General features: G+C 61.9%; 12 protein-coding genes. 11 read left to right on the top strand and 1 reads right to left on the bottom strand.

The window, feature by feature from the left end; genetic code table 11:
- Window positions 1-65: 65 nt before the first annotated feature.
- The 3 genes from KBI52_RS12295 (at window position 66) to KBI52_RS12305 (ending at window position 4,887) form a co-directional block, all read left to right on the top strand.
- On the top strand, window positions 66-2,606 hold the full coding sequence (locus tag KBI52_RS12295; protein ID WP_210807795.1) for a DUF3987 domain-containing protein: 2,541 nt from the start codon (window positions 66-68) through the stop codon (window positions 2,604-2,606).
- Window positions 2,607-3,596: 990 nt separating this feature from the next.
- Window positions 3,597-4,535, top strand: a complete 939-nt coding sequence (locus KBI52_RS12300; RefSeq protein WP_210807797.1) for a hypothetical protein — start codon at window positions 3,597-3,599, stop codon at window positions 4,533-4,535.
- Window positions 4,536-4,647: 112 nt separating this feature from the next.
- Window positions 4,648-4,887 carry a CopG family transcriptional regulator gene (locus KBI52_RS12305; RefSeq protein ID WP_210807799.1) on the top strand — a complete coding sequence of 80 codons (240 nt, stop codon included), beginning with the start codon at window positions 4,648-4,650 and terminating at the stop codon, window positions 4,885-4,887.
- Window positions 4,888-5,077: 190 nt separating this feature from the next.
- Here KBI52_RS12305 and KBI52_RS12310 read toward each other — a convergent pair whose 3' ends face one another.
- Window positions 5,078-5,956 (bottom strand): hypothetical protein, encoded by an 879-nt coding sequence (locus KBI52_RS12310; protein ID WP_210807801.1) that lies wholly within the window; start codon window positions 5,954-5,956, stop codon window positions 5,078-5,080.
- A gap of 226 nt (window positions 5,957-6,182) precedes the next feature.
- Between KBI52_RS12310 and KBI52_RS12315 the strand changes: the two genes are divergently transcribed.
- From KBI52_RS12315 to KBI52_RS12350, 8 genes are all read left to right on the top strand, one after another.
- Window positions 6,183-6,893 carry a hypothetical protein gene (locus KBI52_RS12315; RefSeq protein WP_210807803.1) on the top strand — a complete coding sequence of 237 codons (711 nt, stop codon included), beginning with the start codon at window positions 6,183-6,185 and terminating at the stop codon, window positions 6,891-6,893.
- A gap of 12 nt (window positions 6,894-6,905) precedes the next feature.
- Window positions 6,906-8,096, top strand: coding sequence for a hypothetical protein (locus tag KBI52_RS12320; RefSeq protein WP_210807805.1), 1,191 nt, complete (start codon window positions 6,906-6,908; stop codon window positions 8,094-8,096).
- Between the two features lie 8 nt (window positions 8,097-8,104).
- Window positions 8,105-11,656: a hypothetical protein gene (locus tag KBI52_RS12325; protein WP_210807807.1), complete on the top strand. Its 3,552-nt coding sequence runs from the start codon at window positions 8,105-8,107 to the stop codon at window positions 11,654-11,656.
- A 131-nt stretch (window positions 11,657-11,787) separates the two neighbouring features.
- A complete protein-coding gene (locus KBI52_RS12330; RefSeq protein WP_173946241.1) occupies window positions 11,788-12,123 on the top strand; it encodes a hypothetical protein in 336 nt (111 codons plus the stop codon).
- Window positions 12,124-14,709 carry a hypothetical protein gene (locus KBI52_RS12335; RefSeq protein ID WP_210807809.1) on the top strand — a complete coding sequence of 862 codons (2,586 nt, stop codon included), beginning with the start codon at window positions 12,124-12,126 and terminating at the stop codon, window positions 14,707-14,709.
- 195 nt (window positions 14,710-14,904) lie between these two features.
- Entirely contained in the window at window positions 14,905-15,366 is a 462-nt protein-coding gene (locus KBI52_RS12340; protein ID WP_247654350.1) for a DUF5681 domain-containing protein, read from the top strand.
- Between the two features lie 119 nt (window positions 15,367-15,485).
- Window positions 15,486-15,647, top strand: a complete 162-nt coding sequence (locus KBI52_RS12345; RefSeq protein WP_210807811.1) for a hypothetical protein — start codon at window positions 15,486-15,488, stop codon at window positions 15,645-15,647.
- Window positions 15,644-15,862: a hypothetical protein gene (locus KBI52_RS12350; RefSeq protein WP_210807813.1), complete on the top strand. Its 219-nt coding sequence runs from the start codon at window positions 15,644-15,646 to the stop codon at window positions 15,860-15,862. The genes KBI52_RS12345 and KBI52_RS12350 overlap by 4 nt, the downstream gene beginning before the upstream one ends.
- The last annotated feature ends 151 nt before the right edge of the window (window positions 15,863-16,013 follow it).

The following is a 16,013-nucleotide window of genomic DNA, read 5'->3' on the forward strand; positions in this document are numbered from 1 at the left end:
CTCTAGTGCCTCTTGAAGGAGGCGCACCGACTGGTGCGTCTACCCTCTCACTGCCTGACACATCGATGCCCTTGGCAGACGCCGCAGTCTGGTATGCGCAACAGGGCATTCCCGTTTTCCCGCTCATGCCAGGGCGCAAGACACCGTTTGGCAACAAGTGGCTCGGTGTCGCTGAAGGGGTTGACGGTGGGTTCCACGTCGCAACTATAGATGAAGCGACAATCCGCGAATGGTGGAGGCGGGAGCCAAATGCCAATATCGGAGCTCCGACTGGTCACCTGTTCTGGGTTCTCGACGTCGACGTCAAGTCCGATTCAGAAACAGGCGAAATCCTGGAAGATGGACCTGCTTCGATCGACGCCCTCCAGTCCCGACACGGTGCTCTGCCTTCCACGCTGACACAGCGTACGGGTGGAGGCGGCCTCCAATACCTCTTCCGCTGGAACGGTGAACCCATCCGGAACAGAGCGAGAGACATCGCTCGGGGGCTTGATACGCGCGGAGTTCTGCCGGACACCAAGGAGCCCGCAGGCTATACGGTTCTGCCGCCGTCTATCCACCCGCTGACCAGGAAGGCCTATGCTTGGGTAGCGAATGACGCCCCCAGCATTTCAGCGGCTCTTGCATCCGCACCTCAATGGCTGATCGACCTGGCATGCCGGGAGAAGGATGACCGTCCCAAAGAGAGGGCGAACCTAGAAGGAGGGATTACTGTCCGAGCAGGCGTCGATACCCGCTATGTGGCTCGGGCCGTCGACCGGGAACTGGAAGAGCTTGCCTGTGCCTCTGACGGCGCTCAGGAGGAGACTATCAACCGTGTGGCCCTGAAGCTGGCCGGAATGGTCAAGGGATGGGGTCTCTCGGAGAGTCAAGTTCGGGACCACTTCTTCCGCGCCTGCCACAAGATCCCCAACACCCGGGCGAGGGATCCTTGGACCCATAGGCACTTTGCCCAGAAGTGGAGCAGCGGCATGAGGGATGCTACTCCCCGAGCTGTACCGGAGCCGTCCAATGACCGATCGCGGGGAGCGGCTGCTACTCGGCCGAGCAGGCCACAGACCACACCCCAGGCACTCCAGGCAGACGAGCGCGGCACCGGAACGCCACCGCGCCTTGTCTGGGTAAACGGCACGCAGATGCCCTCCCTGCGTGACCGTCTTACCATCGCCCCGGACACAGGAAGGCCAGCCGAGTTCCCCGTTGAGTACCTGCCGCCTGTGATGAGAGGCGCTGTCGAAGCACTGGAGGAGCATGTGCAGGCTCCCCGGGGGCTTTGTGCTCACTCAGTGCTCAGCGCTGCTGCATTGGCCGCTCAAGGGCACGCCAACGTGAAGACGAGAGCAATGGGGGCCCGCCCTCTCTCCCTGTTCATGCTGGTTGTCGCGGCGAGTGGTGAGCGCAAAACCGCTTGTGATGAGATGGCCCTGCTGGCTGCCTCTCAGCAGGAAGACAGCTTACGGGCCGGATACGAAGACGAAATGCGCCGATACAAGAATTCGAAAGCGGCCTATGATGCTGAACGCCGGAAAATTGAGAAGAACGACAAGATGGGCTTCGCGGAGAAGGCTCATCAGCTCGATCAACTCCGAGAGCCTCCCAAGCCGTTGGCGCCCAACCTGCGCCTGAAGGAACCCACGTATGAAGGGCTTCTCCGCCTCCTTCATGAGGGGCAACCCAGCATTGGCGTGTTCACGTCCGAGGGTGGGCAATTCCTTGGTGGCCACGGTATGACGGAGGAAGCCAAAATCCGGACCATCACCGGACTGTCCGAGTTGTGGGATAGCGGCTCGGCTCAGCGGGTACGTGTGGGTGAGAATACGTTCATGGTGGGCCGCAGGGTGTCTGTCAGCCTTGCAGTTCAGCCCATGTTGGCCGCGAAGTTGCTCGGGGATGAAATCGCGCAGGATCAAGGCTTCGTTGGACGCTTCCTTGTGACGATGCCGGAAAGCCGGATCGGAACACGCGTTATCAGGGAGTCCAATCCCCACGGAGATGTTCGTCTGCAAGAGTTCAAGCGGTCTCTACGGCGCCTATTCGAAGCGTCCTTGCCGCTCCGGGATGAAACAAGGAATGAGCTCGACCCTCAGAACCTGGAGCTGGATGACCACGCTTGGACAGTATGGCAGTCCGTTGCTCAGAACATCGAGGACGAGTGCGGCATGAGCGGGCGCTGGCGGCCTGTGCGAGCAGGCGCCCTCAAGATGGCAGAGAACATTGCTCGGATCTCCGGAATCCTTGCACTCATCGAAGATCCCAAGGCCATGCGGATCAGTGGCGATATCATGGCCTCCGCGGCGTCCATTGGGCTGTTCTATCTGCAAGAGGCGTTGCGCCTGGTCGGACACAGCGCCCTTGATCCCAAGACGCAGGAACTGAAAGACCTGGAGCAGTGGCTGACTGGCACTTGGAGGGGCGACCTCATCAACTCAACGCTGATCCAGCAGAGAGCCCCGAATGGGCTACGGAATAAGGGCGTGAAGACGGTTCGAGGGTGGATCTCTGACCTGTGTGCGGCAGGTCTCCTTGAGTACGTTGGCCCTGCCGAAATCAATGGGAAACCTTGCAAGGAAGCCTACCGGATCAATCGCGAGGGAGTGTCGGCATGAACACCAATGCTTCCATCGTCGACCCTTGGGTGATCCTGAGACAGGCGCGGATGACCCATGCCGCGCCTACTCTAGCAGACTCTAGCAGCCGTCCTGAGGGCGCTTGCAAGAGTGAAAGTACAACACCATCAACGACTTACGAGAGGAATAGCAGGAATAGCAACTCTCGCAGCCATCCCCATCTGGATGTGGGGGAGGGGATGGTGAGCCGCTCTGTCCAAGGACGGCCTGCTATTCCTGCTATTTCTGCTAGACCTCGTTCGGGTACTGTTCTCCCCCTGGAAAGGAAAAATGTAAAAAATAATAATAATATCAATCTATTATCTATCCATAAGGGGCGGGAAGAGAGTGCACCTGCGAACGGGCCTGCTATTCCTGCTATTTCTGCTAGGACTCGTCAGGAATCCTTATTTTCCAACGGTTCTGGCAAATCGCGCGGACTGCTAGAGTTCGGCGAGAACTGCGAGAGCAGGAATTTCCCCGGAGGGTGGTCCGACGAGGACATCCGGGCGGCGTTTGAGGAGAGGGCGGCAATCCTTGAGTACGACGGGGGATTGCCCCGGGACGCGGCAGAGGCAGTCGCTGTTGCGGAGATAATCCATCAGCCTCCGGCCGCTCCAGCACCGGAATGGCAGACCTGGATCTCTCGCTTGGAAGAAATGTCTTCGATGCGAGATCCTTGCCCAGGCTTTCGGCCTGGGCAATGGGTGCCCACTCGATCCGCAGCGTTCCATACGCTCCGGCGGTTCGGCCGCGAGTTGGTGGAATATGGCTGGACGACGCTGGAACTGTTTGGGGTGGACTACTCAGTGGGCGTGATACGAACCGATTGCTCTGGCGCCCTCGTCATCTCTGGGGGCTCCCCAGTTGTGTCTGTCACGAAGGATTCGATCCGCTATCAGGGTGGACTTGCGTACTACAAGAGTGCTCCCCCGGGCGGCGTTGTGCCCGTCTGGAATTTCGGGCGTCGTGAGCAGCAGGGGGGCAGTAATGCCTGAAGGATTGAAATTCCCGTCGACGTGGGCGGATCGCGCAAAGTTCCTTGAGAAGGTTGTGGCCTCGGGCAAGAGCCTTGGCGAGGAGGCAGCCGCGAACCCAAATGACAAGGTGGTTGCATTCTCGCAGAGGCTGTTCTGGATCCTTCCGCACCTGATGTACGAATGGATTTGGGTCTCTGCTGCAACGACGGGGGATCAGGTCGAGCGGGGAGTCCTCCCCGAGGCCGTGTTCGAATTCAGAGAAGCATTAGGGGAATTGGATCTTGGCTTCGAGCGGGTCATGGTCGGCTTTGTTGTGGCTCGCGAAGAGAAGGACGCCGAGCTTCAGGATCTCTCCATGCAGAGCGTCCTGACGGGACTAGCACGCATCCAAAGGGCATCTCACGGTGTCATCTCGACATTAATCAATCCTTCGGCCAACCCGCACTCATCCAAGAAAGGTCATTGGTATCCTACGGCTTGGGCAAAGACGCTGTTCCGGATGGGGCGCGATAGTTTTATGCCTCCGCAGGAAGCGCTCGAAACCGTCAATCTCCAGCAGAGTCTCTCAAAGCTCGCCTCCCTCTGTCTCAGTACCAGAGCAGCTCTATCACGGCTGATGGAAGCACCATCTACGGACGAGACCACCTTGAGCGAGGCCGAGCGAAATGCTGTGCGGGTCAAAAGGTACAGGGAAAGGAAGCGGCGGCGCGTGGCATTCACAGCTCAAGTGGAAATCTATGACGATGATTTGGACCTCCTGCGCCAGTTCGGTTTTTTGACCTCGTCTGAAAAGAATAACCAAGAGGCTGTTTCCAGCGCGGTGCAGTCATTCCTCCTGCACGGGTTCACAAGCTTCAGCGACCTTCCGCCTGACCTATGGCGAGATAGGCTCTCAAAGCAGAGGGGGAGAGTTTCGGGTCTCCTCGGGGCAGCAGACGGGGATGAGTGAGCCGAAACAACGCGCAATATCAGCAATAAATGACAAGCGTATCAAAAGCGTACAATACTTGCCTACAGGGTGAGAGGATCATCCGGTAGAATCTCCTGCATTGGACTTCACTATGCAGGAGGGAGAGATGATTGAGAGTTTCTCTTACGAACACTTGAACTTTGATGATGGGCGCGGGAAGTACCCTGAGCCTTTGAAAGCACAGGCTCCGCTCGGCACTCGGGCGAAGATCAAGCGGGCCGCGGAGAAGGAGGGGATCTCCGCGGGTGAACTGATCCGGCGTGCCGTATTCTCCTATTTGGACAGCAACAATTCAGGCCGCGGCAGCTTCTCGTTCGGCGCCGGAGCCTGAGTATGCGGGCTGACGTGCGGGAAATAGTGGGCGCAGAACCGAACGAAGCTCTCTCTCGGGAGCAAATCCGCACGGCTGCCATCGTGGATCTGGAGCAAGCCCAGGCATTCCTGGGGCTTGTTCTGTCCCATATGCGGAACGCCCCGGGGAACTCCGAGGCTCTCAACTACGCCCTTCGGGGATTCCACCATCACGCAACGGGCGCCCTGAACCTTCTGAATGAATACGGGAACACCGCTCGTCTTGATGCGATACCGGCAGAGGGGAACGCCTGATCATGGTGCAGCCCCTCTCCAATTCGTTTCAGCAGAGGTTTGACCAGGTCCACGCATTCGCCCTCACTGATGAGAGTCTGCGTGAGCTTGCCGATGTCGTAGGACCCGACGTCCTCGAGCACATCAGACAGGCCCGTGAGTGCTTGGACCTCATCATCCAATCCTGGGAGCAGGGCCGGACGGATGGGCTGTCGATCCACGGTTATCTCCTTCAACACCAGGAGCACATGCGGCAGTCCAGGGAGATTGCCCAGAACTACACCGCCCTTGTGGCAGATGCCTTTCATAACTCCCGGGGCGATGCAGAGCAGGAGTGCGCTCCTGTGGCTCCTATCGGCGATGGAGCTCCGTGGCTCTTCAGCATTCCTCTCGAGCGTACCATGCAGGAAGTCGGGCTTTGGATGCCTCACTTCCAGACCTTCGCGAAACGCCGCAATTCGCAAGCCATCCTCGAGGCCATTCAGGCCGGGGATGTGCAGATCCACCTCGTCCTGGACCGGGGCGAAGTCGTGGCAGCCATCGGAACCCGCGTGTTCGATCACGAGCGGGGACGCATCGGCGAACTGATGTGGTGGGGCGGCAAGTCGATCCCAGCCACGCAATCGGTCCTCCCAGAACTCTTCCAACTCCTCGGGGAGCAAGGCTGCTCCCGCCTCGTCGCAACAGGCCGCGAGGGCCTGACGCGCATCCTTGAGCCGCACGGCTTCAAGCGCACACAGATTACTTTGGAGAAGATTTTCAATGTCCGATAATTGGTTTGGTGGCGGCGGCAAAGGTAAGCCCGCGACCTCCACGCAGTCCCCGTGGGAGCCTACACAGCAGCCCCTCAAGGACATCATGGGGACTGCTGGCAACTTGTATAACCAGTACAAGAACAAGTCGACGCTTGCTCCGCTCAACTCCTACACGAAGGATGCTCTGAACCAGACGCGTTCGCTTGCTGCCCAGGGCGTTCCGAACCTCGATGCAGCCTATGGTGCTCAGTCGTCTCTGCTCAGCAACAACGGCATGACATCTGGCATGAACCAAGCGGCCGGAATCCTTGGCGGCATTGCTTCGAGCGGCGGCATGTCCCCGGAGCTGCAAGAGGCGGCCGGGTACCTGAAGAACTTCGCCAACGGCAGCTATAACGAAGACCCGCGCCTGCTCAGTGTCGTCAATGCCGAGCGGGAAAAGGCACTCAATTCGGCATCGACCCGCCTGGGTGGCGGCCGTTATGGGTCTAACGCCATCGGCGCAGGCTTCGCCAATGCGGCTTCGCAGGCGACCGACCGCTTGATGTTGGAAAGCAACGAAAACGGCAGGAACAGGCAACTGCAATCCGCCGGCATCCTCGGGAACATGTACTCGGATGCGGCAAACCGTGGTCTGTCGGCCGCTGGCGCCATGGGCTCGCTCTATTCGCAGGGCGCGGACAACATGATGGGTGCGATGTCGATGACGGGCGCCCTGAACAATCTCCGGTACGACTCTGCCAGCCGCCTGGCGAGCGTCGGCGACTACTACCAGCAGCGGGATCAGGCCAAGTACGACGCGAAGTTCGACCGTCTCTCGCAGCTCTCCAACTTCATCAACCCGATTGCCGGCATGGGCAAGACCACAACCGCCACGAAGGCCACGCCGTCCGCGGCTCAAGGCATCTTGGGTGGCGCGATGGCTGGCAACTCCCTGCTCGGTCCTTGGGGCGCCTTGGGAGGAGGAATCCTCGGTGGCCTCGGTGCGTTCTCGTAAGGAGGCCAGGACATGAGCGGTGGAATTCTTGGCGGGATCTTCGGCGATATGGGGTCCGGAGGCTTCGGGATCCTGAGCAGCACTCCCGGAGCAATGGCGACGGGAGTGCCGTCCCCGCAGTACGGGTCGGGCATCCTCGGGGGTCTGAACCGCATGGCGGACCAGAACCCCTATGCCCAATTGCAGATGGCGGCCGCCCTCCTCGACGGTGAGGGCTGGGGCGGTGGCATTAAGGGCTTCGCAGAAGGCGCCCAGCAGGATAACGCGTTGCGCATCCAGCGACAGAGGCAGGCGGAGCTCGAACAGAAGCGCGTCGGGTATCAGAAGTTCGCCGAGGAAATCGGTCATCCGGAACTCGCCAACATGCCGGACGTCCTCGACTCCCTGGCGCTCGACAAATACAAGCGCCGCGAGCCGACCGAATGGGACCGCCTCACGCAGGGTCTGTCCCCTGAGGAGTTGCAGAAGGCCAAGCGTTACAAGCTCGGCCTCGAGACTAAGCCTGCCACGACCGACGACATGGTCGAATTCGAGTTGGCGAAGCGTGATCCGGAATTCGCGAAGTTCCTGCGTGAGAAGAAGGGTGCTCCCAACGCACCGTCGGGTTATGCCTATGGCCCTGACGGCAAGCTGGCGCCGATCCCCGGCGGCCCGCAGGATCCGGACAGGGACATCAACGAACCTCTTCCCGCTGAAATCGCCGGCCGCTTCGGTCTGGCGAACGAGTATTTCAAGCGCTTCGGCGGCATCGAGTCGGATCTGAAATCGCAGGATCCGAAGATTACGGGCCCCATCGATGGCCTTGGCTTCGGTAAGAGCGGCTCTCTCCAGCGCGACATGAAGATTGGCTCTGAGGCTCTCGTCCGCATGTTGACGGGTGCTGGCCGTTCGGAGTCGGAAGCGCGGGAAGAGGCCAACCAGTACCTGGTGCAGCAGGGCGACAACGCCGCCACTGTGCTGGACAAGCAGTATCGCCTTCGGGCGGCTCTCCGGAGCGCCCAGCGTGAAGCTCTCACGGGACGCCGCTCCAAGCGCCAGGTCGACACTGATTATCCCGAGTTCGAGTCCCCGACGTTCGAGGAAGTGCAGAAGCGGGTTTACTCCGGGGCACGGAAGCCCGTCGGCCAGAACCGTGCATCGGTCACGGCCCAACAGGCTGCCAGCGGCAAGACGTCCTCGGGCGTCACCTGGTCGGCACGGTGAGGTGACGCATGACAACTCTCACCATCGGCAACAGGGAAGTCGAAGTCAGTGACGATTTCCTGAAGCTCTCGCCGGAGCAGCAGAACGCAACCGTGGAGGAAATTGCACAGTCCCTCGGGATTACCGGGGACGGTGCCGGATCCACCACGCCTGGAGAGCCTGGGAAACCTGGTGGCGGCAAATGGACGTCCATGGAAAGGCTCGTCCTGGGGATGCCGCAGGAAGAACCTGAACTCACGGCCGGACGCGCCGCGGGTCTCGCAGGCCGTGCTGGTGTGCAGGCCGTCCCCGGGGCAGTCGCTGGTCTTCCGGCTCTCGCCTACGACGGGACGATTGGCTTCCTCGAGAACATGACGCGCCAGGCCTACAACGTCGGCGCCCGTGCTCTCGGGGCACAGGAGGTTCCTTATCGCGATCCGTTCAAGATGACCAATGCCGTCTCGTCCCTCGGTGAGGCCGGGGCCGATGCTCTCGGCCTGCCGAAGCCGGAGACGGAGGGCGAACGCATTGCGGTTGCCGGCGGACAGACTGCCCTCGAGGCTCTGTCCGGGGCGGGTCTTGCCAAGGTCGGCGCGAAGACAGTCGAGGGCGGGACGAGGCGGGTTCTCACGGAATTGGCAGACGCTCCCTTCACGCAGGCTGCCATCGGCGGCCTTGCGGGGACTGGTGCCCAGACGGCGGTTGAGAACGACGTCAACCCGCTCCTCGGAACCGTCGGGGGCTTGGCTCTCGGCGTCACCGGGGCCGCTGTCCCCACGTTGGCACGGCAGGGTTTCCAGTCTGCGACCAATGCACTGGATCGAGCCCTCCTGCGGTCGCCCGAGGCTCGGGAGCAGGCGGCCAAGGCCCGCATCTATGGCGCGGCCTCGGATCCTGAAGCCGCCCTTCGGGAAATCGATGAAGGATCCGAGGCCGAACTCGTTCCGGGGTCGAGGCCCACCACGTTCCAGGCGACGGGTGACATGGGGCTCGGTTCCCTTGAGCGGGAATTGCAGACAGCCAATCCGGAGGTGTTCGCCGAACGCCGGGGCGCCCAGAATTCGTCCAGGCTGGAGTCCTTGCGCTCCGTCCAGGGGGAAGGGAATGCGGAGGAGATTGTCTCCTTCCTTCGGGGCCAACTGGATGAAATCGACAGCATCACCGCAGGGTATGAAACCAAGGCCCGCGCCGCGGCTGAAGACGCGGCTGGCCGTCTCCGTCCCAGCGAGGACGCTGACGCCGTCGGACGCTCGCTCCGGGGCGATATGCAGGATGCCGAGGAGCTGGCTCGGCAGCGTGAGGCCTCCCTCTGGAATGCCGTTGATCCGGACGGAACCCTCACCGCTCCCATCCAGGGTGCCAAGCAGAAGGTGGCCAGCATCTACGACAGCCTGAGCGATGCCGCGAAGCTGCGGGTTTCGCGTGAAGAGCGAGCCATCACGGATCTGATCCGCGACAAGCCTAGTGTCGTCTCCCTCCGCGAGATGATGGATCTCCAGTCTGTCATCAAGGAAACCATGCGTGAGGAGTTGAGCCGGAAGGGTTCAACCCGGACCTATGCCCGCCTGACGCAATTGCAGCAGGTTCTCCGGTCGGCTATGGAGAGAAGTGCGGCAGAGCGGATTGCTTCCGATCCCGCCACCAACGGACGTTTCCAGGCCCTCGTCGATGAGTTCCAAGCCGGATCTGCTCAAGGAATTGGAAGCGGCAATCGCGCCGCTGGAACCCTACGAGCGGGCTCGGTTTCTGGCTTGGGTGGAGAAGCGTCTGCGCAAGGACGCGGACCTGGATCATTTGCGGGCTCTTCGCGAGTACAAGGCTCTGCGCAACAAGGCCGCGGGCTCTCCCTAACCCAATTCATCGCCAAGAACGGCGGCCTGCCTCTCGATGCCGAAAGCACGGCTCGGGATTGGGGCAACGTATCCGTCGGCCGCTTCGGCAAGTTGGCTCGTCCTGAAGGTCGTTCGGTCGATGGGTACTGGCGCAACAAGCTGATCGAGGAGGGCTATCTTCCTCGCGATGCGGACGGCTACTCCAGCCGCGACATCACCAAGGAACTGTATGACGCCATCGAGAACGAGCGGGCTGGCCGCAAGACGTTCACGGCGGCGGACCAGATGCGATTGGGTGGCCTTGAGCCTGATGGGCAGGAAGCGGATTTCCTCGCCGCCTCGAGGCAGCTACGGGAGGAACTCCAGAACGTCGGTGTCCGTCCGGAGGAGATGAGCGCTCGGGCCTTCAACGATGCCGTTGAGAGGATCGCCCGGGGCGAAGAAACCGACGCCATCACGGCATATGAGCGGGCCGTCATGTCCCTCGAGGACGAGGGGCCTGTGATGGCAGCCTATGCCCCGCGGGAAGGTTCTTCCGCTGGTTCGCTCTTGGATGGGTACAAGGACGATCCGGAGGTGGGCAATCGGTATCGGGCAGCCACTGAGGCGACCCGCGACAAGCACAAGACCTTCCGTCAGGGGTACGTTGCCCCGATGCTTCGCCGAGAAGGTGAGAAGGGCAGCTTCCGCATGGCGGACGGCTCGGTGGCCAAGAATGCGTTCATGCCTGGTCCTACGGGTGGGGAACGCATCAAGGCTCTGGTGAAGGCTGGGGCCAAGATGAGCGACGTGGCAGAGGCGGCGGCCCTGTCCCTCCAGAAGGCCAACGTCTTCAAGGCTGACGGCACGATTGACGCCGCGAAGCTCCAGAGGTGGCGGTCCTCTCATGCTGATGCGCTGCGGGAACTGCCCCAAGACGTCCGTGCGAAGTTCGCCAATGCGTCGTTGGCCTCTCAGACCCTCGAGCAGGTGGCGGCGCTCCGGAAGCAGCGACTGGATGCCTTCAACAAGAGCGTTCTCGGCAAGGTTGCCAAGATTGAGACGGCAGACCTCCCCGGGGCGATTGGCCGGATCCTGAACAGCGGCGATGCCAACAAGCAGATGGCCCAACTCGTAGCGGCCGCCAACAAGAACCCGAAGGCCAAGGAAGGCCTGCGCCGGGCGGTGGCCGAGTATGTCCAGGAGCGGTTCATCTCCAACAAGGAGGTTGCGGCATCCGGAGAGAACGGCATCAGGGCTGACGCTTTCCAAGGATTCATCCGGTCGAAGAAGAACGCTCTGACGCTGGTCTTCGGACAGGAGCATGTCCTTCGCCTCCAGGCCATCGCTGACGACATCAAGCGCTCTGAGCGGTCTCTGTCCGCGGTGAAAACCCCGGGGCAGTCCAATACGCCCCAGGACATCGGTGCGGTCCTCGACAAGCACACGGAGAAGGCCGGCAACAAGAGCCTGTTCTCTCAGATCCTCGTGGCTGCTGGCGGTGGTGCCCTCATTGGGGACTTCACAGGAGCGGCGGTGGGTGCTGCGGGCGCCGGCCTGAAGGGAGTCCTTGGCTCCATGCGGGCTGCTGGTCTCAAGAAGGTCGACGACCTGGTGCTTGAGATGATGACGGACCCGCAGTTGGCGAAGACGGCTCTGCTGAAGGCTCCCATCTCCAGCAAGGGAGCCCAGAAGGCTCTCTCCCAGGTTCTCGCCCGGCGCTCTGCCCTGGCAACCTCATCGGCGGTGGGAGGCTCCTATGGACAGTAAGTCTCCCGTCCTCGAGGCGAACATGGACCACTTCGTGCGGTCGATTGGGCATCTCATCCTCATGAAGGTGGATCCCGAGGCCGCGAAACGGCGTAACCTCACGGGGACGTCGACCGATCAAGGATCAAGCCATGAACCGCCTCGCCATCATCATCCTGACAACTCTGGCGCTGGGGAGCCCCATCATGGCGCGTGATAACACCTACGAACCCGTCCGTCCTCCGACAGGCGGCCCGAAGTCCGACTATGAGGCGCTGCTGCACTCGGACCGGAGCCGCGAGCTGGATGAGATTGTCCGCTTCACCCTCCAGGGAAACAAGGAGGCGGCGGAGGAGGCTTATGAGGCCTACCGCAAGAAATACAACCCGCCCCCGATGGGAAGCTACCCCGGGGCACAGGAACAGACCCGTTCTCGTCCCTCGTATGATTTCGGCGCACCCATGACGCTGCCCCCGGAGGCGCGATAGATGCCTAATCCTCTTTCCGAATTCGGCGTCAGCGATATCGACTACGCCATGTCCGTCGGCATGACCATGGGCGAGGCCATGCATGAAGGCCTTGTTGGCATGGGCCTGATTGCCGCCACAGCCCTCAACCGTGCGCAGAACCCGAGCACTTACCTGTCTCGCTCGGCCGCTCTTGGCGATGTCTTCTCGGCTCCCTTCGATGCGGAGACGATGGTTGATGCCACCCTGAAGGGGCGGTCTCTTCCTGCCGCAGGCCGGCAGTTCTCGCCGACTTTCAACAAGGACATTCGGGGCGCCTCGCCGGCAGGTTTCCAGAACTTCAAGTCTGGCCTCCAGGCTGCTCTCAAATCCGCCTACGATCCCACGTTCTCCCCAGCCCTTGGCATCCGGCAGGACAGCTACATGCGGGCTCAGAAGGCGGTGGAGGTGGCGGTCAAAGCCCGAGACCTTGGCATCGACCTAGGATTGGGCGTCGAGCATTTCTCTGCCCCTGGCTTTGAAAAGGACGCGGGTGTTGGCCGTAATCGCTCTCGGTTCGGCGGGCACAGCCTTTCCCCGACGGGTGGATGGCCTGCGGGCGTGAAGGCGCCAACCTCCAAGGATTTCGCTTCCCGCTTCGCCGCGGCTGCCGCTCTCACGGGCGTTGATATCCCCGACGACATGGTTCCGGACATCACGGCTCACGTGAACCGTGGGGACATCATGGCGGCTGCCTCCATCGTTCAGCGCGAGGCTCAGAACTACCTCTCGAAGGATCTCGAGCAGGACGTCATGCCGGGCCTGAACTACAACGACCTGGTGCAGCCGACCGGATTGAGGGCCGTAGACGTTCCTGACGTCACGGGGCGGCTCGGGATTGATCCCCCCGGGGCGCTTGGGTTCGCCGAGAACTTCGGCATCACCCCGGACAACAGCTATGAGGCTATCAGCCTGCCGGATCCGGTCGGGCGGGTGGATTTCGCTGGATATCTCGATCCTGTCGGGCCGAGTCCTATCGATGGACCCGACGCCATCACGGGTACTGGCTCCCTTGCACCTGCCGGGGCATTCAGTGGGCAGCCTCTTGGTCCGTCGCAGGGTTTCACCTCGCCGGATGCTGCTGCACTGTTCGGTGGCGCTCCCATGGGCTCCCCTCAAGCATTCGATGCAGGATGGACGCCTGGTTTCGAGGGCTTCAACGCCCCGGGGCTGATCGACCAAGCCAACTTTGACGCTCGCTTCAACGGCGCCATTCCAGAACGTGCCATTGAGACGGGGTATCCGGAGACGGATCTGGGCATCGTCTCGCCTGGCGCTCTCGGGATGGGTGAAACCTTCGGGATCAATGCAGAGGGCTTCGCTCCCTCAGGCTTCTCGGCCGGGGTGGATTCCGGTCCTTGGGGCAACGTCCCTGATTTCAACGCGCCGTCCCTCGAGGCTCGCACCAATGAGGCGTTCGGCATCACCGCCTTGAACGACGCCGCTGCCGCGACTGGCTGGCACCGCTCGGATATGGACAACGAGGCGATTGCCGGCCGCCTGAATGCGGACCTGGGCCGCGTCTCCGAGAAGGAACAGCAGGCCTATGAACGGGCCATGTCTGAGTACGATCGGGAGAAGGCACAATACGAGCGGGATCTGGCAGCCTACAACGCCGCCACCAAGTCGTTCTCAGCCACGTCGTCAGGCTTCAATACGGACATCGCATCCCTCGAGGCTCCAGTGGCATCGGGGCTGAATTCCTTTGGTCTGGCTGGGTTCACCAATCCCACGACGGGAACGGCAGTTGGCCCGGCTATGGCTCCTGCTCGGTTGAGCAAGCCGACCCCTCCGACGAGGCCAAGCGCACCAGTCGCCTCGGCTCCCGCGGCTGCTGTCCGGTCGGCTCCGACCAGCGGCGCCCCGGAGGGCTGGAACCCTGGCGTCGGTCCCGATGGCTGGGGCGGCTACACAACCGGAGTGGGCGGTCTCGCCGGGTTGGATCTCGACAACTTCGGCAAGTCCTATGAGAACTTCATGAACGAGATGGCGTCGACCGCTCCCGCAACAACGTCCTCGTTTGGTCCCTTCGGCTGGAATGACAAGACAGGCCTGACCATCGGCGGGTACGCCTCGCCCGTGGATGCCATCAAGGACGGTCTGGGCTTCTCCACCAAGCCGGACACGAGTTTCATGGATGCGATGGCCAATCCTGACATTGCGAAGGGCTATCACCCCGGCTTCATGGACAAGATGTCGAGCAGCCTCACCTCCGGCTGGAGCACTCCCGGCCTGATTGGCGGCGCCTTGGGTCTTGTGACGGGTGGGCCAATGGGCGCCTTCATGGGCTACCAGACGGGCAAGTTCGGTGGGCAGGCCTTCAATGCCATCAGCGACCTCTTCGGGGGGGACACAAACTTTGGCGACATGCTCGGGGGCATTTTCGGCGGGCCGGCCGCAAGCTGGGACAATTGGGATTCCGCAACCATGGGCTACGGGCCTGGCTACAACTCCCGGGGCGAACGCTCGCCTACGGGTGAGGATCGTTCGGGGAACGCCACCGTGGGCGATGGCTCCTACAGCGAGATGGCCGGCTACAATTCGAACTCGCCGCAGGGAATCCTTTGATGACCATGACAGGTAGGAAGCCGCGGAATTCCGCGGAAGCGGCGCCACGGGCTGCCGTATCGAACTCTGCGCAGGATCTGGACGCGGTAGCTCGCCTCGAGGTGGAGGGGCTTTCCACATTCGCCTCTGGGGAAAGGGGTCGTGATCCGGAGACCCTGCTGTGTGTGCGTTGGGCGGCTACCATGGAGGAGGCGCATGGAAGCTGAGACCATGACGGGCACCTCGACGCCGCGAAAGAACGCGAAAAATACGCGGGGGAAGCCCTTCCAGGCGGGAAACGCGGGACGCCCTAAGGGAACCCGCAACAAGACGACTTTGGCCCTGGAGGCCCTATTAGACGGGGAAGCAGAGGCCATCACGCGGAAGGCTGTCGAGATGGCGCTTGCCGGCGACAGTGTGGCTCTCCGGATGGTGATGGATCGGATCATGCCGCCCCGAAAGGATCGGCCTGTGATGTTCACCCTCCCGAAGCTGGAGACGGCCGGGGATGCGGTGAAGGCGACGGCAGCCCTGGCGGAGGCGGTAGCCAACGGGGACATCACCCCGGGGGAGGCTGGCGAGCTCGCCAAGTTGGTGGACGGCTTCACCAAGGCTGTCGAGTTGCACGAGATCCAACAACGTCTCGAGAAGCTGGAAGCAGCGCAGGGGCAGAAATGAGCAGGGCATTGACGAACCGCCTCATGAGGTTGGAGGCAGCCGCAGGGCCAAGGGCTCTTGGGCACCTGCACGTCATCTACGAACGGAGCCCGGAGGACTTCGAGGCTCAGAAGGCAGGATTGATCCAGTCCGACCGCGCCAAGCCGGATGACTTCTTCTTCGATTGGAACTTCAGCCTGGCCCCGGAGCAGCGGGAGTTCAGGGAACCGCAGACGATCCCCGTCACAGAAACTCATGAGGATCGGCTGGAGATGCTGGCGCGTCCGGAGTGTCAACAATGAGCAGGGGAATCCTCTCGCGTGTCTCTCGCCTCGAGGCGGCAGCGTTCACCTCCCGGGGCGCTCGTCCCTGGCGCCGGATCGTTGCCCGTTCCCTAGAGGAAGCAGAAGCGAAACATGCCGTTCTCATTGAGGCCGGCGACGTCTCCAAGGACGACAATGCCGTGTACCGGATCATTACGGGAGTTTCCCGCTCTCAGGAGGGGATTGCCCCATGAACCGGACGACACGCAGTCGCTTGGCAAAGCTGGAGGCCTCCGTCTCCCATTCTGACGGTGTGGTGCACGTCATCCCCACTCACACAGATGAGGAGTTTCACGAGAAGCGGGCCGCCTTCCTCGAGGGACATGGCGCCCGCCCTGGGGACGT

Origin of the sequence: Microvirga sp. HBU67558 (assembly GCF_018069605.1) — a bacterium.
Taxonomy (GTDB): Bacteria; Pseudomonadota; Alphaproteobacteria; order Rhizobiales; family Beijerinckiaceae; genus Microvirga; species Microvirga terrae.

Coding starts and splice junctions, on each gene's coding strand:
- KBI52_RS12295 (WP_210807795.1), top strand. CDS start 66: ATGCCCTTGGCAGACGCCGCAGTCTGGTATGCGCAACAGGGCATTCCC.
- KBI52_RS12300 (WP_210807797.1), top strand. CDS start 3,597: ATGCCTGAAGGATTGAAATTCCCGTCGACGTGGGCGGATCGCGCAAAG.
- KBI52_RS12305 (WP_210807799.1), top strand. CDS start 4,648: ATGCAGGAGGGAGAGATGATTGAGAGTTTCTCTTACGAACACTTGAAC.
- KBI52_RS12315 (WP_210807803.1), top strand. CDS start 6,183: ATGAACCAAGCGGCCGGAATCCTTGGCGGCATTGCTTCGAGCGGCGGC.
- KBI52_RS12320 (WP_210807805.1), top strand. CDS start 6,906: ATGAGCGGTGGAATTCTTGGCGGGATCTTCGGCGATATGGGGTCCGGA.
- KBI52_RS12325 (WP_210807807.1), top strand. CDS start 8,105: ATGACAACTCTCACCATCGGCAACAGGGAAGTCGAAGTCAGTGACGAT.
- KBI52_RS12330 (WP_173946241.1), top strand. CDS start 11,788: ATGAACCGCCTCGCCATCATCATCCTGACAACTCTGGCGCTGGGGAGC.
- KBI52_RS12335 (WP_210807809.1), top strand. CDS start 12,124: ATGCCTAATCCTCTTTCCGAATTCGGCGTCAGCGATATCGACTACGCC.
- KBI52_RS12340 (WP_247654350.1), top strand. CDS start 14,905: ATGGAAGCTGAGACCATGACGGGCACCTCGACGCCGCGAAAGAACGCG.
- KBI52_RS12350 (WP_210807813.1), top strand. CDS start 15,644: ATGAGCAGGGGAATCCTCTCGCGTGTCTCTCGCCTCGAGGCGGCAGCG.